Origin of the sequence: Pedobacter roseus (genome assembly GCF_014395225.1) — a bacterium.
Taxonomy (GTDB): Bacteria; Bacteroidota; Bacteroidia; order Sphingobacteriales; family Sphingobacteriaceae; genus Pedobacter; species Pedobacter roseus.
The window spans coordinates 5,691,092-5,709,393 of record NZ_CP060723.1 but is presented as its reverse complement, the minus strand read 5'-3'; the positions used below and the strand labels follow the sequence as shown (position 1 = coordinate 5,709,393).

Annotated in this window: 16 protein-coding genes and 1 pseudogene; 9 read left to right on the top strand and 8 right to left on the bottom strand. The window is 39.6% G+C overall.

The window, feature by feature from the left end; all coding sequences use genetic code 11:
- The first annotated feature begins 11 nt into the window (after positions 1–11).
- Positions 12–1,289 carry a voltage-gated chloride channel family protein gene (locus tag H9L23_RS23630; RefSeq protein ID WP_187592608.1) on the top strand — a complete coding sequence of 426 codons (1,278 nt, stop codon included), beginning with the start codon at positions 12–14 and terminating at the stop codon, positions 1,287–1,289.
- Between the two features lie 173 nt (positions 1,290–1,462).
- Here the strand turns inward: H9L23_RS23630 and H9L23_RS23625 are convergent, their stop codons facing one another.
- Both H9L23_RS23625 and H9L23_RS23620 read right to left on the bottom strand, forming a co-directional pair.
- Positions 1,463–2,764, bottom strand: a complete 1,302-nt coding sequence (locus H9L23_RS23625) for an HAD-IB family phosphatase (protein WP_187592607.1) — start codon at positions 2,762–2,764, stop codon at positions 1,463–1,465.
- Positions 2,764–3,726 carry an NAD-dependent epimerase/dehydratase family protein gene (locus H9L23_RS23620; protein ID WP_187592606.1) on the bottom strand — a complete coding sequence of 321 codons (963 nt, stop codon included), beginning with the start codon at positions 3,724–3,726 and terminating at the stop codon, positions 2,764–2,766. Before H9L23_RS23620 ends, H9L23_RS23625 begins: the two co-directional genes overlap by 1 nt.
- 71 nt (positions 3,727–3,797) lie before the next feature.
- Between H9L23_RS23620 and H9L23_RS23615 the strand changes: the two genes are divergently transcribed.
- Together H9L23_RS23615 and H9L23_RS23610 are read left to right on the top strand one after the other, a co-directional pair.
- Complete coding sequence (locus tag H9L23_RS23615; protein ID WP_187592605.1) at positions 3,798–4,979, top strand: formimidoylglutamase; 1,182 nt, start codon at positions 3,798–3,800, stop codon at positions 4,977–4,979.
- 144 nt (positions 4,980–5,123) lie between these two features.
- Entirely contained in the window at positions 5,124–6,278 is a 1,155-nt protein-coding gene (locus tag H9L23_RS23610) for a TlpA disulfide reductase family protein (protein ID WP_187592604.1), read from the top strand.
- Between the two features lie 106 nt (positions 6,279–6,384).
- On the opposite strand, the gene purD is transcribed toward H9L23_RS23610, so the two are convergent.
- From purD to dcd, 5 genes are all read right to left on the bottom strand, one after another.
- A complete protein-coding gene (gene purD / locus H9L23_RS23605; RefSeq protein WP_187592603.1) occupies positions 6,385–7,656 on the bottom strand; it encodes a phosphoribosylamine--glycine ligase in 1,272 nt (423 codons plus the stop codon).
- Positions 7,657–7,804: 148 nt separating this feature from the next.
- Positions 7,805–8,680, bottom strand: a complete 876-nt coding sequence (locus H9L23_RS23600) for an SDR family oxidoreductase (RefSeq protein ID WP_187592602.1) — start codon at positions 8,678–8,680, stop codon at positions 7,805–7,807.
- Between the two features lie 93 nt (positions 8,681–8,773).
- Positions 8,774–9,535: an enoyl-CoA hydratase/isomerase family protein gene (locus H9L23_RS23595; protein WP_187592601.1), complete on the bottom strand. Its 762-nt coding sequence runs from the start codon at positions 9,533–9,535 to the stop codon at positions 8,774–8,776.
- 135 nt (positions 9,536–9,670) lie between these two features.
- Positions 9,671–12,361: a carboxypeptidase-like regulatory domain-containing protein gene (locus H9L23_RS23590; protein WP_246474771.1), complete on the bottom strand. Its 2,691-nt coding sequence runs from the start codon at positions 12,359–12,361 to the stop codon at positions 9,671–9,673.
- A 461-nt stretch (positions 12,362–12,822) separates the two neighbouring features.
- Positions 12,823–13,359 carry a dCTP deaminase gene (gene dcd, locus H9L23_RS23585; RefSeq protein WP_187592600.1) on the bottom strand — a complete coding sequence of 179 codons (537 nt, stop codon included), beginning with the start codon at positions 13,357–13,359 and terminating at the stop codon, positions 12,823–12,825.
- Between the two features lie 71 nt (positions 13,360–13,430).
- On the opposite strand from dcd, the gene H9L23_RS23580 reads away from it, so the two are divergent.
- The 5 genes from H9L23_RS23580 to H9L23_RS23560 all read left to right on the top strand — a co-directional run bounded on the left by H9L23_RS23580 (position 13,431) and on the right by H9L23_RS23560 (position 16,420).
- Positions 13,431–14,078: a 4'-phosphopantetheinyl transferase family protein gene (locus tag H9L23_RS23580; protein WP_187592599.1), complete on the top strand. Its 648-nt coding sequence runs from the start codon at positions 13,431–13,433 to the stop codon at positions 14,076–14,078.
- A gap of 11 nt (positions 14,079–14,089) precedes the next feature.
- Positions 14,090–14,818 (top strand): lipoyl(octanoyl) transferase LipB, encoded by a 729-nt coding sequence (lipB, locus tag H9L23_RS23575; protein ID WP_187592598.1) that lies wholly within the window; start codon positions 14,090–14,092, stop codon positions 14,816–14,818.
- Between the two features lie 43 nt (positions 14,819–14,861).
- The gene (locus H9L23_RS23570; protein ID WP_187592597.1) at positions 14,862–15,587 is read left to right on the top strand and encodes an SGNH/GDSL hydrolase family protein; all 726 of its coding nucleotides are present in this window, start codon (positions 14,862–14,864) and stop codon (positions 15,585–15,587) included.
- A gap of 84 nt (positions 15,588–15,671) precedes the next feature.
- Complete coding sequence (locus tag H9L23_RS23565; protein WP_187592596.1) at positions 15,672–16,025, top strand: CD225/dispanin family protein; 354 nt, start codon at positions 15,672–15,674, stop codon at positions 16,023–16,025.
- Positions 16,025–16,420: a DUF2752 domain-containing protein gene (locus tag H9L23_RS23560; protein WP_187592595.1), complete on the top strand. Its 396-nt coding sequence runs from the start codon at positions 16,025–16,027 to the stop codon at positions 16,418–16,420. The genes H9L23_RS23565 and H9L23_RS23560 overlap by 1 nt, the downstream gene beginning before the upstream one ends.
- Here H9L23_RS23560 and H9L23_RS23555 read toward each other — a convergent pair.
- Entirely contained in the window at positions 16,417–17,160 is a 744-nt protein-coding gene (locus tag H9L23_RS23555; protein WP_187592594.1) for an RDD family protein, read from the bottom strand. The genes H9L23_RS23560 and H9L23_RS23555 overlap by 4 nt on opposite strands.
- 189 nt (positions 17,161–17,349) lie before the next feature.
- Between H9L23_RS23555 and H9L23_RS23550 the strand changes: the two are divergent.
- A pseudogene (locus tag H9L23_RS23550) lies at positions 17,350–18,302 on the top strand (stage II sporulation protein M).

The window sequence follows — 18,302 nt, the reverse complement described above, 5'->3', positions numbered from 1 at the left end:
ATTGAATTCAAATGCCTGTTAAAAAACTAACAGAAGGATTTCTTCTGTCTATCAATCAATTTATTAAGCTCGATTTCGGAGTACTGTTATTAAGCACTTTAAAGTGGCTATTGATTTCTGTCCTATTAGGTGGAATCATCGGCTCGGCCTCTGCCCTATTTCTAAGTACTTTAAACTGGGCGACCAATTACCGCGAGCAACACCTTTGGATTATTGCCTTTTTGCCCCTTGCTGGTGTAATAATTGGTTTGGCTTACCATTATTGGGGCACAGCGGTAGTAAAGGGGAACAATCTTTTGATTGAGGAGTTACAATCGCCCAAAAAAGTGATTCCCATTATTATGGCACCACTCATTTTTGCTGGCACCATTATTACCCACTTATTTGGTGGATCGGCAGGCAGAGAGGGTACAGCAGTGCAAATTGGAGGAGCTTTTGCCGATCAGTTTACAAAATTATTCAAACTCAAAGCGAGAGACCGGAAAGTAATCCTTATTTGTGGTATCAGCGCTGGTTTTGCTTCTGTTTTCGGTACACCTCTGGCCGGTGCAGTATTTGGGCTCGAGGTTTTCGTTGTAGGTAGTTTAACCTATAGTTCAATTCTGCCTTCATTTATCACCGCAGTTATTGCCGATTATGCCTGTAAAGCCTGGGGCGTTGGCCATACCCACTATACTATAGCCGCCGTACCAGAAATGGATTCGGTAAACCTGCTCTTATCTTTAGGTGCCGGAATATTGTTTGGTATTACCGCCAGGAGTTTCTCTGCATTAAACCATGGTTTATCAAGCCTTTTTGCCAAGATTAAATACCCTCCGTTGAGACCATTTATTGGCGGGATCATTTTAATCGGTATTATTTACCTGATCGGGAACACTCGTTACATAGGTTTAGGTATCCCGGTTATTTCGGAAGCCTTTACACAACAGGAAGCTTATTACACTTTCGCCATAAAATTATTTTTAACGGCACTTACGCTTAGCGCGGGTTTTAAAGGCGGTGAGGTTACCCCACTTTTTTTTATAGGAGCTACATTGGGCAGCTTTTTGAGCTTATTTATTCCATTACCTTATGGCCTTTTGGCTGGAATGGGCTTTGTAGCGGTATTTGCAGGAGCAGCGAACACTCCATTGGCCTGTATTTTTATGGGTGTAGAACTCTTTGGTACAGCATCGGGAGTTTATATTGCATTGGCCTGCGTTACTGCTTATCTATTTTCGGGCCATACCGGAATTTACAGTTCGCAAAGTATCGGGGCACCTAAACATTTGTTGTTGAAGAGGCGGTAAGCGGGTGGCGCCAGGCGATTAGTGTAAAGCGTTTTGCGTGGGGCACAGGGCCATTAAGAAGCACTATTCCATTTTTGTCAATTTGAACGCAGTGAAGATCTGCCACCAACAAAGCACTGAAAAAGCAGCACTCTGTGAAAGATTCTTCGTTGCACTCAGAATGACAAATTAAACTAATACAGCACCCTAAATTTTATGGTTTGCTCAATCTTTTTAAGTGATTTAAACAGCTGTTTATCATACTGTGCATTGATATCGGTAATGGCATAACCAATTTCAGCATTGGTCATTAAAAACTGACTTACGATGTTGATATCATGTTTAGCAAAAACAGTATTGATTTTCGCCATAATACCCGGAACGTTTTTGTGTATGTGGATTAAACGGTGCGATTTCTCGATTTTTGGCAATTGCAGGTTCGGGAAATTACTGCTCAAATAAGTAGCTCCGGTATTCATAAAATCGGCCACCCGTTTTGGGATAAAATCAATATTACGTGGGTTATTTTTTGGATCATCAAATACCACAATACCTTGTTTGGTACAGAGATCAAGCTCTATTTTATTCTTTGCGTTACCTAAATAACCGATTGTTTTCAGTTTAGCGGCATTTTTTAATTGCTCTTTATCTATTTTTTCGCCATCTGCCAAAAGGATAATCCCTACATCTTTTACATATTTCTCTTCGAAAGAGGTTTTATGACGGATAGATAAACCATCATTTTTAAGGATGGAAATGGTTAATGGATCAACTTCACCGATTACCAGACAAAGAATCCTGTTCTTTGGATAAGAAATGGCTCTTGGCAGGTCGTTTACATACAAAAACTCATCAAAACTTGGCGTTACGTGATCAGCTTTTGAAACAATACTCTCACGGGCTATATTCTCTGTAAAAGCAAAAAACTTGTTAATAATGCCGCTTTCGCGTAGCTGGAAATCAGAATAACCATCACCGATACCAAACAATTCACCTTCCAGTTTTAAATGCTGGAGCAATTTTACCTTTCCACCTTCTTCACTTAATGGATTGGCATGGTCATAATCGATAATTTTACCATCACCGGTAGTTACGAAGGTATTGGCGTAGATATTTTCTTTTTTAATGTGATACTGACTTACAACGGGGGTAATAAACTCTTTAAATCCGCCGGATACGATCAAAACCTCATCAGCATGTTTTTTAAAAAACTCGGCATTACGTGAGAAAGAGGTTGAAACTTTCTTTTTTAAATGTTTGATGAGCTGTTTTAAATGCTCTTCATTTGCTTCGAGTAGTTTAACGCGCTGTGCCAAACTTTCGGAGAAAGAAAGTTTTCCTTCCATGGCAAAATTGGTATAATCTTCAATTTTTTGGAAAATCGCTTCTTTATCAGGGTGGTTCTTGAGCGAAATCCTTGCGAGTTCATCGAGTGCTTCTACCTGGGTAAAGGTACTATCAAAATCGATGATGTAATAGGCTTTTTGTTTGGGCATTATCTTAAATGTTGGGTAATTTCTTTTATGCTTTCGGCAACGGGTTTAAAAACTATTCCGGTTTCCGATTTTACTTTATCGTTGTTATAATAACTTAAGGTTACACTACTTTTTGCGGCATCTTTAGTAATGGAAGGTTCTTTTCCTGTAAAAACGGATACCAATTTTAAGGCACGCCAGGCTATCCCAAGCATCCATGGTTTCGCTTCTTTGGCAGGCGCCTTAACTCCAAAACCCTGCGCAATTTCGCCAAAGAGGTTTTTATAATGGTAGTCATCAGCAGAAATAATATAACGTTCTCCTGAAATCGCTGCCTCCATCAATAAAATCATCGCTTTGGCCACATCTTCTACATCAACAAAACCCGATGCACCGTCGGTATAAAATGGAAAACCACCCTTTACCAATTTAAAAATGGCTCCGCTCCCTTCAAAACCGGCATTTTTACCAATAATTACTGATGGATTAACGATAATGGCATCTAAACCTTCGGTTATACCGCGCCAAACTTCCATTTCGCCTTCATATTTAGATAATCCATAGGCATGGGCTTTTGAATCATACTCCCAAAAATCCTTTTCAGTAATTTTTTTTCCCTTTTTGGCATTGCCCAGCGCAGCAACCGAACTTACATGCAACAACCTGCAATTATTTTCGGCACATAGGTTTACAATGTTTGAGGTACCATCGATGTTTACATGAAAAAGTTGTTTCTTATCTTTAGGGTTAAAGGATACAAATGCAGCACAATGATACACTTTCGTGATCCCTTCAAAGGCATCTTCTAAAGCGGAGGGCTCGTTGATATCAGCCACAAACCATTCGACCAGGGATATATTTTGGATCATGGCAGGAATTTTAGATTTCCCACGCCTCAAGGCGCGTACCGCTAAACCTTTATCAGTTAACTGCTTAATTAATTCAGATCCTAAAAATCCAGTTCCTCCGGTTACCAGTATCATTTTATTTTTTTCGGGCTATATGTGGAAATACGCATTCAAAAATAGATATTTGAGCCGAGAGTTTTAAATATATGTCATTAACGGATTTCTTTTCACCCATAAAACCCGATAGTTTTACACCCAGGCAAGGATTTTTTACAAGTCAGCTGGGTTTAAAAGCACAAATCTATACCGAGTCGTTCCCCGATTTTGAGGAACATACTTACGATCTGGCTATTTTTGGGGTACTTGATGGAAGAGGTGCTGTTAATAACGAGGGTACTGCCCTTGCACCTGATTATTTCAGGGAGAAATTTTACAAACTCAACGAAGGTGCTTTTAGCAGCAGGATTGTTGATTTAGGTAACATCAAACATGGTGCAACCATTGCCGATACCTACATCGCCATTAAAATGGTGGTTTCTGAGCTGATTAAAAAAGACATTATCCCGATTATTATTGGCGGCGGACAGGATTTAACCTATGGCCAGTACCTGGGTTACGAAGATTTAGAGCAAAAGGTAGATCTGGTGGTTATTGATAACCAGTTTGATATAGGCGATGATGACCACGAGGGCATTGCAACCCGATCGGACTGCTACCTGAACAAGATTTTTCTGCACCAGCCCAATTATCTGTTCAATTTTAGCAACGTAGGCTATCAAACTTATTTTGTAAACCAGGAAAGTTTGAGCGTGATGGATAAGTTATATTTTGATGTGCACCGTTTAGGAGAGTTTGCACAAGATATTACCTTAACAGAACCCATTATCCGCAATGCAAACATGATCAGTTTCGATATGGGCGCTATCCGCTCTGCCGATGCCGCTGCAAATGCCAATGCTACGCCAAACGGTTTCGATGGTGAAGAGGCATGCCGCATTGCCCGTTACGCCGGCATGAATGACAAACTAACCTCAATAGGGTTTTATGAATTTAACCCTGCTTACGATAACAACGGACAAACGGCTTTCTTACTGGCACAGATGGTATGGTATTTTGTAGAAGGCTTTTATGCCCGTAAAAAAGATTTCCCACTTACTCCAAAATCTCAGTTTATGATTTACCGCACCAGCCTAAAAGATGGTTCGGGAGAAATGATATTTGTAAAGAGCAAAAAATCAGACCGTTGGTGGATGCAGGTTCCTTATCCATCAGGACAATCTAAAAATGAACGTTACCACCTTGTACCCTGCAGGTATGATGATTATCAAACCGCAGTTAATGGCGAAATGCCAGATTTATGGTGGCGGACTTATCAGAAATTAAACTGAAAACTCATTTAATTTCAAAGTTGATTAGAATAAATCTTATTGAGGTTGAAATAATTAACATCTAAAAACCATCATAATTTTACACAGCTATTTACGTTTAAGCGGTACAGATTTCTATATTTGAAGAACGATTAACTTATCCACATGAAAAAAATATTATTATCTGCAATGGCTTTATTACCACTTGCAGCACTTGCCCAAAAGCCATTTACAGTTAATGGTAATATAAAAGGATTAAAAACCGGAGATAAGGTTTACCTGGTTTACCGCGCTGGTGACAAATCTATCACGGATTCTACAACTGTAGCCAGTGGAGCTTTTGCCTTTAAAGGTACCTTGACCGAGCCTGCAGCCGGAAATTTGTTCCTGAACAAAAACCCTTACGTTAACCGCCCTGCCAAAGGCGAGGTATTGGATTACGCCACCTTATTTTTAGAACCAGCAAACATTAAAATAACCGGAACCGACTCTATAAAAACAGCTGCAATTACAGGATCGGCAATTAACGATGACAGTAAAAAATTAAAAGCTTTAACCAAGCCGGTAGATGATGAAATCAATGCTATTAATGTTGAGTATTCTAAACTAACACCAGAGCAGCAGAAAGATCCAAAAACAAGGGAAAATGCCATGAGCCGTTATGAGAAAGCTACGGCAGCATTAACCCCTATTTTGCTTACTTACGCGGGCAACAATCCTAAATCCTACATCAGCTTAACTGCACTCAATCAATTGGCTTCTGATCCAGATCAGGCAACAGCAGCTGAAAAGGCCTTTATGGGACTATCTCCGGAGCTGAAGGCAACTTCTACTGGTAAAAAAATTGCCCAGATATTCGACGCTGGAAGAAAAACAGCGGTTGGCGGAATGGCCATGGATTTTACCCAAACTGATACTGCCGGAAAAGCGGTAAAATTATCAGATTTTAAAGGTAAATATGTACTGGTTGATTTCTGGGCTTCATGGTGTGGTCCATGCCGTCAGGAAAACCCAAATGTAGTTGTAGCTTATAATAAATTTAAAGATAAAGGCTTTACCGTATTAGGCGTTTCATTAGATGGAGGCACAACCAGAACAACTAAAGCAGGATGGTTAAAAGCGATTGAAGCAGATAAATTAACATGGACGCATGTATCTGATTTGAAAGGCTGGAGCAATGAAGTGGCGCAGATGTACGGTATCCAATCAATCCCAGCCAATTTTTTAATTGATCCAAACGGAAAAATTATTGCTAAAGGATTAAGAGAGCAGGCTTTACAGGATAAACTTCAGGAATTATTGGGAAGTAAATCGAAGTAAAAATTATCTGATCAGTTGCCGCCCCGATAAACCAGGACAGCCAGATGAAATAAAAAACCCGCTGATTTTAATCAATCAGCGGGTTTCTTTTTATATATGCTACGGCTTAAATTAAATCAAAGCCAATATCTTCTCTAAAATATTTACCGTCGAAATAAATTCTTCCTGCATCTGCTGTTGCTGATTGTAAGGCGGTAAACAAATCCTTTTGTAAACTGGTAATGGCAATTACCCTACCACCATTGGTTTTTACTACATCATTTTCTAAAAGCGTACCCGCATGGAAAGCATTAGAGTGACGTAAGTTTTCGATTCCTGTGATGGCTTTACCTTTCAGATAATCGCCAGGATAACCACCTGCTACAATCATTACGGTAGCTGCAGTTTGATCAGAAATTACCAAATTCACTTCATTCAACTTTTTATCTGCGGTAGCTAAAAAGAGTTCAACCAAATCGTTCTCTACCCTGGGAATTACACTTTCCGTTTCTGGATCGCCCATACGTGCATTGTACTCAATCACAAATGGCTCTTCCCCAACTTTGATCAAACCGAAAAAGATGAAACCAGTATAATCGATATTATCTTTCTTTAAACCCTCTACTGTTGGTTTAATGATTCGTTCTTCTACCTTGGCTAAAAATTCTGGTGTGGCAAACGGAACCGGAGAAACCGAACCCATACCACCCGTATTTAAGCCGGTATCGCCCTGGCCAATTCGTTTATAATCTTTGGCTGATGGTAAAGTGATATAGTTTTCGCCATCGGTTAAAATAAATACCGAAAGTTCAATTCCACTTAAAAATTCTTCGATAACTACTGTTGCACCAGCAGCGCCAAATTTACCGCCAAGCATGAGTTTTAACTCTTCCTGTGCTTCGATAGTTTCAGTGCAAATTAATACCCCTTTACCAGCTGCTAAACCATCTGCTTTTAAAACAACCGGCAACGCATGGTTTTGAAGATAGACTAGGCCGTCTTCTAAAGTTTCGGGAGTAAAAGATTTTGAAGCCGCAGTTGGAATACTATGGCGCTCCATAAACTGTTTAGAGAAATCTTTACTTCCTTCTAAAATAGCACCTTCTTTTTTAGGTCCGATTACAGGAATGTGAGCAATTGCTTTATCGGCAAGGAAAAAATCATGAATACCATTTACCAAAGGTTCTTCAGGCCCTACTACAACCAGTTCAATGTTTTCGGTAAGTACCACTTTTTTAATGGCATCAAAGTCGTTCACATTGATGTTGATATTGGTACCATACACTCCTGTGCCGCCGTTTCCCGGAGCAATAATTAATTTATCGCAGTGCGAAGACTGGCTCATTTTCCAAGCGAATGCGCTTTCTCTGCCGCCTGAACCTAAAAGTAAGATATTCATATCGGCAAAGATAAATAAAAATGTAAGAGGGAAAATGGAAAAAAATGTAAGAGGGAAAATGTAATATGGATGATGTATCAAGCGACCGTTTTTTTTCGTCGTCTATTTTCCATCATCCATATTACATCCTTACATTTTACATATCACATCACTTAGCGCTTCTCGTCATTTGCTCCAGCATATCCCACATTTCGTTAGGAATGGCTTCCAGGCCGTTCATTTGACCAGCCCCCTGTAACCATTCGCCGCCATCGATAGTGATCACTTCTCCATTAATGTAACCTGAGAAATCGCTTACGAGAAAAGCAGCTAAATTGGCCAGTTCCTGATGATCGCCAACCCTTTTTAAAGGCACGCGGTTTTTAAAATCGAATTTTTTCGCCAGGTCGCCGGGTAATAAACGTTCCCACGCGCCTTTTGTAGGGAATGGTCCCGGTGCGATGGCATTGGTACGGATACCATATTTGCCCCACTCAACCGCCAAAGATCTTGTTAACGCTAAAACACCACCCTTTGCACAGGCCGATGGCACTACATAAGCCGAACCTGTAAAAGCATAAGTGGTGATGATATTTAAAACGGTTGCGGCCTGTTTTTCTTTGATCCAGTGTTTACCAAAAGTAAGCGTACAGTTAACCGTCCCTTTTAAAACAATATCGATAATGGATGAAAATGCATTTGCAGATAAACGCTCGGTTGGAGAAATGAAGTTACCCGCAGCGTTATTCAACAATACATCAACAGAACCAAATTTCTCCAGGCTTTTAGCCAATACATTTTCTACCTGTTCAATCTCACGCACATCGCAAGCTACCGCCAATACTTTACCACCGGTTTTTTCTTCCATCTCATCGGCAGTTTTTTGTAGTACATCCTGCTTACGGCTGGTGATCACTAAATTAGCCCCTAACTTCAAAAAATAAACGCCCATCGCTTTCCCAAGTCCGGTTCCGCCACCTGTAATTACAATGGTTTTTCCTTTTAAAGCGTCTTCTCTGAGCATTGGTGAATTATAATTGAACATAATATTTGGTTAACTGGTTAAATAGGTTAATTGTTGAGATTGGTTAACTGTTCATAGCGAACTGTCAATTGAAAACTGTTAACTGCAGACTGACTACTTTCTCTGCAGATTAGCTAAAATGGTTTGTAAAATATGACGCGTTGCCGGTGACCACCATTGGGCCAGCATTTTTTCTAAAGCTGCTGATTGGTCTGCAGATGCCACAGCAATGAGTTCTTCTCTAATATTGAGCTTACTTTGCGACCAGGTATTGCTTTCCTGTTCCATGTATTTTTTGATCTTGCGTTCAGCTGATGTTAATAAACTTTCGTTCTTTACCAGCTCATCTATCAAACCCACTTTTAAAGCTTCATCAGGATTATATAACCTACCAGCAAGCAGGCTTCGGGTAGCTTCAGCTTTGCCTATCCAGAAGGCATATAACTGGAAAATGCTATTGGGTACGATAATCCCTACCGGAACTTCGTTTAGGCCAATAATGTACTGCCCTTCGGCCATGATACGGTAATCGCAAGCTAAAGCCATTACGCAACCTCCTGCAGGACTATGTCCGCTAATTGCGGCTACCATTGGCTTTTTAAAAGAAATCATATTTGCTGTGAAGCCTAAAAATAACTCCCAGAACGATTTTGCTTCTTCTTCATTATAATTATAAAGCTCTATCAGGTCTAACCCGGCAGAAAAAAATGGCGCTGCTCCGGTTAAAATTACGCCGCCAATGTTATCATCGGCGGCAATATTTTTAAGCATATCATCCAGTTCGGTAATCAATTCGCGGTTTAAAGCGTTCGATTTACCTCTGTTTAAGGTAATGGTCGCTAAACGGTCTTTAACACTTACTTTTATCGTATTCATATTGTAAATAGTATCAAGATTAGAGAATTAGCATCAAGATTCAATTATTGAGTATCAGGACACTGGTATTGGTAACAAGATAGTCTATCAAATATAACTATGCATGCATACTAATTCAAATTTATCTATTTTTTGCTATTTAACATCATAAGTATATACTTTTCTGCCTAAATGGCCCGCAGCATCAATTCCTTCAATTACAACACGGTAGTTTCCAGGTTCATCGGCATTATAAAATTCGAATTTGGCTTTTCCGTCTTTATCAGCAACCACTTGTGGATCCCAGTAAATGGTTGTCCTTAAATCAGCCCTGCTACTTGAGCTTGCTGAATCATATTTAGGCGAGTAAAACTCTCTCGAAATCGAAAATCCTTTAGGGTTTAGAGTTACAATGCCCGGTGCATAACGGTTGGTGCTTCTGCCTCCATCACCACGTTTAGTTGTTATGATGATTACACCACCGCCGCCCTGCGAACCATAAATTGCCGTATTGCCTATACTTTTTAACAGTTCAATTGTTTCAACGTCTGATGGCACAACATTATCCAGAAAATCGGCTTCCATCTGCATTCCATCTACGATAATTTGAATGGGTATATTCTGACTGCGCATTAAATAAGGTACGTTGCCCCTAAAAATCACCCCTGGTAAACGGCCCTGTAAACATTGCGATAAGGTGACGCAGGTAGACAACTGATCGGCTGTCATAATGAAATCGGCCCTGCCTGCACCATTTAAATTGGAAGAGTTTTTCGCCGGGTTTTTCTTTTCGGTAATGGTCACCTCTTCTAGTTTTATTGTTCTTTCGAGCAATCCTAAACGGGTCATCTCGTTAAAATAATTGTCGCTTTCCTTAATGTATTTCATCAAGCTATTGTTCACGTTGATATCGATATCCGCGCCATTTTTGTTTTTGGTAACAATCTGCCCCGGAACCACATCGAGGTTAATATCTACAAATTTACGTTCTGTTTTAGTCCTCGCCTGTACCACAAACTTTGTACTATCGCCAAAACTCAGGTTATCGAAAACAAATTTTCCTTCGGCATTGGTTACGGTATCCAGGATATACATGGTGCCTTTGGTTGCCATCAACATCACCTTGCCACCTGGTACAGGTTTATTGCCTTTGGTTACTGTTCCGCTGATGGTAATCGATTGTTCGGGCTGATAGGTAATATTGGGACCAACATTGTTGATGATATTTTTCCAGATAAACCTTCTCCATCCCTGGGTAAGCATCAGGTTGTCTAATTCTTTTTGGGTTTGAACATCGTCCTTTAAAAAGTAGTGATTAGGCTTTTCTACATATCCGATCAGATCAGAAGTGAGCAATAAAGAGGTTAGGATGTTTGATTCGTTATCTTCATCTGGCGCTACTTTGCTGGCGTTGGTAACCGCAACAGAAAAACTGCCCAAAACCGGCTGACCATTATTGACTGCATCGAAAGCAAAACTGGCTTTCCCTCTTTTGGTGGTAGAAACCTGAGCTGAATTGAGTGACAGATCGATCATATCTGATTTTTTATTTACAAAAATCAAACGTTCTGCAATGGGCTGGTTAGTGCCCGAGAACAAGGTGAACTGAACGATACCTGTAGGCAGATTCTTTTTAGGAATATTGGCCAGCAATACCTGTTTATCCATTTTCGCTTTCGAAACGTAATACACATTGCCACCATGCTGTGCCACCACTTTAAGCTCTTCGCCATTAACCAGGTCGGCACTGCTCATAATTTTAAGCACCACTTTACCAGTATCCAGACTATTTACAGCAATGGTGTAGCCACTTTTAAGGGATGCAGGAAGCTTTACGGTTTTTTGCGATCCATCTTTAAATTTAATTTTTGCCGAATAAGATTTTCCAGCCTGGTTGTTGAAAACGAAATTTCCCATTCCCAGGTAACTGGTTGCAAAATTGGTTACTTCGTTTCCTGCCTCATCTACAATCACACCCTCTACATCTTCTCCCCTTCCATTAGAATTAACGGCTTTTATGGCAACTTTTTGTGGCAATTCTTCTATCAGCGATCCGCCCTCCGGCATAAACTGAACATCTACATCATTGGAGGTAGAAGTAATCGGGATAGATTTGATTATTTTTTGCTTATTATCAAGCGTGATAGTGGCAACAATCTTACCCGATTTATTCTGGAAAGACTGGTTATTGGTGAAACTGATCACAGCATCACCAGATAAGCTGGTTTTTACCCTGCCTTTGGTAACCGAGCGATAATCTAACTGCACATCGTAACTTACCTCGTTTTCGCTATATGCCACGCCATTTTTATCTTCGAAATGAACAGTGGCCGTTACTTTATCGGCATTATTCTCTTTAGTAAAGTTATAGGTGGTTTTTGTAAAAACTTTGTTAGCCCAGCTATTCCCGATCTTGATTGTTTTATCAAAAAATAATTCTGTACCAAAATTACGCATATAATTGGTGTAAGCCCTGATGCGGTAATTGCCTTCGCCAAGCGAATCGGTAAGCTTAAAATCACCCCAGGTAATGCCACCCATGATAGGCAGTTTAACCATTTTTTTGAGGGAATCTTTCTCATTAATCAGCTCTACGTAAAGAATTTTACTGATGGTTGAAGGCGCTGAGGTTTTGGTGTTCACCACGTAGGCTTTAAACCAAATATCATCCCCAATGGCATAATAAGGCTTATCTAAATGGAGGTGAACTTTTTCCTGGGGATATTTGCTGGTGTAATCTTCGAATTTTTGTAAGAGCTGACTAAAGGGATCATCGTCCATTTTAAATGCGGTAAAGCCGATTAATAGACAGACAAAACTGAGTGCGAGAATAATTCTGGGTTTCATGTGGTTAGGTAAAAATAAATAAGCCTCAAGGTACAAAACCTACTGCATACTTTTATGAAGTTACCATGAAATTTAGTTTGACTTCTAAGCTTTTAGTTAATAGTTACAAAAACACATTAATTTATCAAAATTGATTTGAAAATGAAGGTTCTATCGGATCGGGTTTATAAACAATGTTTAGTGCATCTACCTTTGTTTATAAACCCGACAGCAGCGGTTCCGATCCTTCATCGGAATGAGCGAATGGCGGGGCTACCGGCCGCCAAAAAAAATGTGACGCCCGTTTCCAAATGATTAGTAATTGCCAATTTTCAGTTTACAGTTCGCAACCAAAAATTAACCAGTTTAACGATTAACCATTTCACCAAAATATTTATCAGTTGTCAGTTTATAGTTCACACAAACAGTTAACCAATTTAAACAATTAACCGATTAACCATCCTAAGCAATTAACTAATCTACTAAAACTTATTCTTCCACATCATACTCTCCACTGGCCTTGTGGTTTTATTGTTGTATTTGGCGTTGCCTTTTGTATTGTACATGGTTTCGATATTGCCTTCAACTGCAAAATAAATCAGCTGGCCAATCGGCATTCCGGCATAAATTTTAACCGGCTGCGCTACCGAAATCTCTAATGTCCAGGTGTTGCAGAAACCCACATCGCCTTTACCTGCCGTAGCATGGATATCGATACCTAAGCGGCCGGTACTACTTTTGCCTTCTAAAAAAGGAACATGTTTGTGTGTTTCGGTGTATTCTAATGTTACGCCCAGATATAACACACCAGGGTGAAGAACGAAGCCATCTTTAGGGATTTCGAAATGTTCGATTTCGTTATGTGCTTTAGCATCCAGTACACGGCTTTTGTAGGTAGCCAGGTATTTCCCTAAATGAACATCATACGAGTTTGTGCCTAAACATTCCCTTTTAAAAGGCTCGATGATGATGGTACCCTTCTCAATTTCTTCTAATATCCTGCTATCAGATAATATCATTTTTATGCGTATTTTTGGCCTAAATTATCATTTATTTAAGATAATTTTGCATGTAATCTCCAATTTAATCAATGCCAATCGTTTACAACAAAAATATTGATCAGCATTCTGTTTTAGCAATCTGGAAAATTGAAGAAACGGAAGAAGAATTGTTGGCCGGACTGCAGCTTAAGCAACACGAGCGCGACATTATTTCTTCTTTAAATAGTGGCAAACGGCTACTGCACTGGTTAAGCACGAGGTTGCTGTTGAGAACGATGCTCAACACAACAGAATATATCGATTGCCAGTTTGATGAGCATGGCAAACCTTACCTGGTTAATTTCGACTATCATATTTCTTTAAGTCATTCTTACGATTATGCGGCGGTAATGATCAGCAAAGATCATCCTGTTGGCGTGGATATAGAACTGATTAAACATAAAATAAAAAGCATTAAACATAAGTTTTTGAGCGACGTAGAACTTGCCCAGAAACAGATTGGCGATAATACTGAAGGCTTATATGTAGCCTGGTGTGCAAAAGAGGCCATTTATAAATGGCATGGCAAAAAAGGACTGGAGTTTAAACAGCATATCCATATTAAACCGTTTAAACTGAAAAAAGAAGGTTCTTTAAATGCTATCGTTGAGCTTCCTAACGGTACCAGAGAGCTCAGTGTAAATTATTTTAAAACCAAAGATGGCTACATGCTGGGTTACGTAGCAGGCAATTCTTAAAACATACCGAGATGAACGAGACAGCAGAAAAAGCAATTGCAGCAGATTTAGTGCCTACCCACTTTATTGATTGGGGATTAACGGATTATCAGGAAGCCTGGGATAAACAGGAAGATTTACTGAATAAAACGGTAGCTATTAAAACCGAAAACCGCGTAAACAATACGCACAAGCCTACCCCAAACCATCTTGTTTTTTGTGAACACCCACATGTTTATACTTTAGGCAAAAGCGGTCACCCTGAAAATTTATTGCTGGATGAACAGGGCTTAAAAGAGAAACACGCCACTTATTATAAAATTAATCGCGGTGGAGATATCACTTATCATGGTCCCGGGCAGATTGTAGGTTATCCCATTCTTGATCTGGATAATTTCTTTACCGATATCCATTTATACCTGCGCACCTTAGAAGAAGCAGTAATCCTTACGCTAAAAGATTATGGCATCGAAGCTGGCCGTTACCCGGGTTATACTGGTGTTTGGTTAGATGCCAATAATGAAAAGGCACGTAAAATTTGTGCCATGGGCGTGCGCTGCAGCCGCTGGGTTACCATGCATGGTTTCGCTTTTAACGTAAATGTAGATCTCGATTATTTCAAAAATATTGTTCCATGCGGTATTGATGATAAAGCGGTAACCTCTTTAGCAAAAGAATTGGGGCACCAGCTGAATATGGAGGAAGTAAAAGGTAAACTGAAAAACCATATTGCCGGACTTTTTAAAATGAAGCTGGTTTAATAAACCATAAAACTAAACCGGAGGCTACTTCGTAGGTTTAAACATGAAGATTTTTATTAACCTCGTTTTATTTTCTTTCTTAACTTCGGGCTGCACAAAACAAGCACCCATGATTAACGAGCCGGCTATCGACCAAACTACAAATCCATCAAACGGAACAGGTAATTTCACCTATTTAGCCCTTGGTGATTCTTATACCATTGGCGAATCGGTAAAACAGGCCGAATCGTTTCCCTATCAGCTTCAGAATTTATTAAAAGCCAAAGGCAGTGATGTAGCCAATCCTAAAATTATTGCCACTACAGGCTGGACAACCGACGAGCTCCAGGCGGCCATAAAAAAGGAAAACCTAACCGGCACCTATAGTTTTGTTACGCTTTTAATTGGCGTTAACAACCAGTACCGTGGTTATCCGATCAGTACTTATAAAAAAGAGTTCTCAGAATTGTTACAAACGGCAATTGCTTTTGCGGGTGGCAACAAGAGTAAAGTTTTTGTGGTATCTATCCCCGATTGGGGCGCTACTCCTTTTGGCAAAAACTCAGGGAGGAACCCGGCAACCATTGCCGCCGAAATTGATAGTTTTAATGCCGCAAACCAGGAAATTACAGTTGCTGCAGGCGTAAACTATACGAATATTACGCCAGCATCCAGAAATGCAGCTACAGATATTTCGCTAATTGCAGGTGATGGCCTGCACCCGAGCGGTAAAATGTATGGCCAATGGGCCGAGGCTTTATCAACAAAAGTGGCCGCTGTGTTGAAATAATTTAACTTCCATTTATTCCATATTTGAATTAAAAAAATTACTTTAGTTTAACTATTTAAATTAAATTATCTTAAAGTTGATACTATGGAAGATCAAAAACCTCAAGAACAAGCACCTTTCGGACAACCGCCGTTTGGACAACAACAACCTTTCGGACAACAACCATTCGGAAATCCAGTTCCAAAAAACTGGCTGGTAGAATCAATCCTTGTTACCTTATTTTGCTGCTTACCATTCGGAATAGCTGGTATTGTTAATGCTGCAAACGTGAACAGCAAATATGCTGCTGGCGATTACGCCGGAGCTCAGGCTGCATCTGCTGCTGCCGGAAAATGGACAAAAATCGGCTTTTTTGTAGGAATCGGCGTTTATGTTTTATACATATTATTCTTTGTAGTACTTGGTTTTGGCGGTGCCATGATGGGTAATTACAGATAATGAAATTCCTGTACATCTTAGGATCGATTGTATTGTTATCACTTGTGATAATTTATTATAAATTCAATCCTGAGATGTACAATTTCTTTCCCGAGTGCCCCTTTCATAAATACCTGCATTTAGATTGTCCGGGTTGTGGCTCTCAAAGGGCAATACATGCGCTACTTCATTTAAATCTTCAGAAAGCGATGGGATATAATTTGCTACTCGTACTCAGCTTGCCCGTCCTCGCGTTACAGCTATTCTTCAAAATATACGCTTACTTCACCAAAAGAAACGTGGTGTTGCGTTTTTGGTATAATCCAAATACGCCAAAAATAATTTTTGTTATCGTAGTGATGTTCTGGATTGCCAGAAATTTACCATATACCCCATTTAAATATCTTGCCGCTTAAACACTCATATTAGCTGTGAGGTGATTATAATCCTTTAATACAGTTTCTAAAAACTGCAATTCGTTCATTCCGCCTGGGATGGTTACCACAATATGTTCTTTGGTTTTAGCTGCCATGGTATAAATCAGTTCAGCATTTCCGGTTTGATAATAACCAGTTAATACTTCGTGGATCAGTTCTACATCCCGATCGTTTAAATGTAATACTTCTTTAAACTTTGGTTCGTATTCTTCAGGTAGCTTAAAGCTAAAAGCTACGTTGGCAAATTCGGTACGTGGTTTAGTTTTAATCAATGTAGTTTTAGCCAAGATATCGCCCAAACGCTGGTGATTTTTGGTTACTGCTACAGAAACCAGTGCCACAACACCCCATCCAAACGGAAAGCCAAAATCGATCATCCTAAACAACCACCTAAAAATATACTGACTGAAAGTTGGCTGTGTACCATCTATACTGATTACTTTTATTTTTAACGCCTTTTTACCCAGCGTTTGTCCATCCATGGTGATCTCGCAAACCAAATCGTAAAAGGCAAATATTGCAATGAAAATAAACAGGACAATCATACCTGCACTTCCTGATATGCCTACTGAAACTGCCCCCATCACCACAAGGGTAATTACAGCAATTACCACAAATCCGGCCAGGTCTATACACCTCGCTGCGATGCGCTCCCCGAGCCCGGCAATTTCATAATCAATATCAATATTTTGAGCAGTGCTAATTCTGATGCTATCCATATTCCAAACATAATTTTTTTTAAAGATAGTTGGGGCATATCAACCCTTAATTTTTACAACTAAAGTTTTCTTATATATTTAAGTTCAGATGGAACATCTATGTATATTTGTTTTGCAAGTAAGATCAATCATGGTTTTATTTCCATAAAAAATTAACTATTTTAACGCCAGATTTGGTAACGCCTTTAAATGAGAGAAGCATTATTTGTTAAACAGAATTCGGAGAAATGGCAGCATTATGATTCTATGCAACAAGCCAATCCCGACGAAGTGGCCAATCAGTTTATCGAAATTACCAACGATCTTGCTTACTCGAAAACTTTTTATCCCAATTCGAAAACCACAGCTTATTTAAATGGCTTAGCGGCTAAACTGCACCAATCGGTTTATAAAAACAAAAAAGAGAAATCGAACCGTTTCATTCATTTCTGGAAAACCGAACTGCCTTTAATATTTTTACAGCATCGGAAACAGGTCTTATATGCTTTGTTCTTCTTTCTGGTTTCCTGCGCCATTGGTGCTTTATCAGCCAAATACGACGATACTTTTGTCCGTTTGATTATGGGCGATGGTTATGTAAACATGACCAATGAAAACATTGCCAAAGGCGATCCGTTTGGCGTATACAAACAGGATAATGAATTTATGATGTTTTTGCAGATAGGCTCTAACAACATCTTCGTTGCCTTATATACTTTTGTTTTGGGCATCTTATTTTCATTTGGATCTATCGTCTCCCTGTTCAGAAACGGGATTATGCTCGGCTCTTTCCAATATTTCTTTTTTAGTAAAGGCCTTGGTATTCAGTCCGTCCTTGTCATCTGGATCCACGGAACGCTCGAAATTTCTGCCATTGTTCTCGCTGGTGCTGCAGGTTTAATTTTAGGTAATAGCTTTTTATTCCCAAAACCTACACCCGCATGGCATCAATACAGAAAGGGGCAAAAGATGGTTTAAAAATAGTAATTGGCCTGATCCCGATTTTTCTAGTGGCTGCATTTTTCGAAAGTTTTGTTACCCGTCATACCGAAATGCCCTTAGCGCTAAGTCTATTGATATTGTTATCCTCAGCAGCATTTATGATATGGTATGTATTTATTTATCCCATTAAAATTCAACGTAAACAAGCCACACTAGATTAA

Bases quoted from the DNA above. Each gene is read 5' to 3' on its own strand.
- H9L23_RS23630 (WP_187592608.1), top strand. From the start codon at position 12: ATGCCTGTTAAAAAACTAACAGAAGGATTTCTTCTGTCTATCAATCAA.
- H9L23_RS23625 (WP_187592607.1), bottom strand. From the start codon at position 2,764: ATGCCCAAACAAAAAGCCTATTACATCATCGATTTTGATAGTACCTTT.
- H9L23_RS23620 (WP_187592606.1), bottom strand. From the start codon at position 3,726: ATGATACTGGTAACCGGAGGAACTGGATTTTTAGGATCTGAATTAATT.
- H9L23_RS23615 (WP_187592605.1), top strand. From the start codon at position 3,798: ATGTCATTAACGGATTTCTTTTCACCCATAAAACCCGATAGTTTTACA.
- H9L23_RS23610 (WP_187592604.1), top strand. From the start codon at position 5,124: ATGAAAAAAATATTATTATCTGCAATGGCTTTATTACCACTTGCAGCA.
- purD (WP_187592603.1), bottom strand. From the start codon at position 7,656: ATGAATATCTTACTTTTAGGTTCAGGCGGCAGAGAAAGCGCATTCGCT.
- H9L23_RS23600 (WP_187592602.1), bottom strand. From the start codon at position 8,680: ATGTTCAATTATAATTCACCAATGCTCAGAGAAGACGCTTTAAAAGGA.
- H9L23_RS23595 (WP_187592601.1), bottom strand. From the start codon at position 9,535: ATGAATACGATAAAAGTAAGTGTTAAAGACCGTTTAGCGACCATTACC.
- H9L23_RS23590 (WP_246474771.1), bottom strand. From the start codon at position 12,361: ATGAAACCCAGAATTATTCTCGCACTCAGTTTTGTCTGTCTATTAATC.
- dcd (WP_187592600.1), bottom strand. From the start codon at position 13,359: ATGATATTATCTGATAGCAGGATATTAGAAGAAATTGAGAAGGGTACC.
- H9L23_RS23580 (WP_187592599.1), top strand. From the start codon at position 13,431: ATGCCAATCGTTTACAACAAAAATATTGATCAGCATTCTGTTTTAGCA.
- lipB (WP_187592598.1), top strand. From the start codon at position 14,090: ATGAACGAGACAGCAGAAAAAGCAATTGCAGCAGATTTAGTGCCTACC.
- H9L23_RS23570 (WP_187592597.1), top strand. From the start codon at position 14,862: ATGAAGATTTTTATTAACCTCGTTTTATTTTCTTTCTTAACTTCGGGC.
- H9L23_RS23565 (WP_187592596.1), top strand. From the start codon at position 15,672: ATGGAAGATCAAAAACCTCAAGAACAAGCACCTTTCGGACAACCGCCG.
- H9L23_RS23560 (WP_187592595.1), top strand. From the start codon at position 16,025: ATGAAATTCCTGTACATCTTAGGATCGATTGTATTGTTATCACTTGTG.
- H9L23_RS23555 (WP_187592594.1), bottom strand. From the start codon at position 17,160: ATGGATAGCATCAGAATTAGCACTGCTCAAAATATTGATATTGATTAT.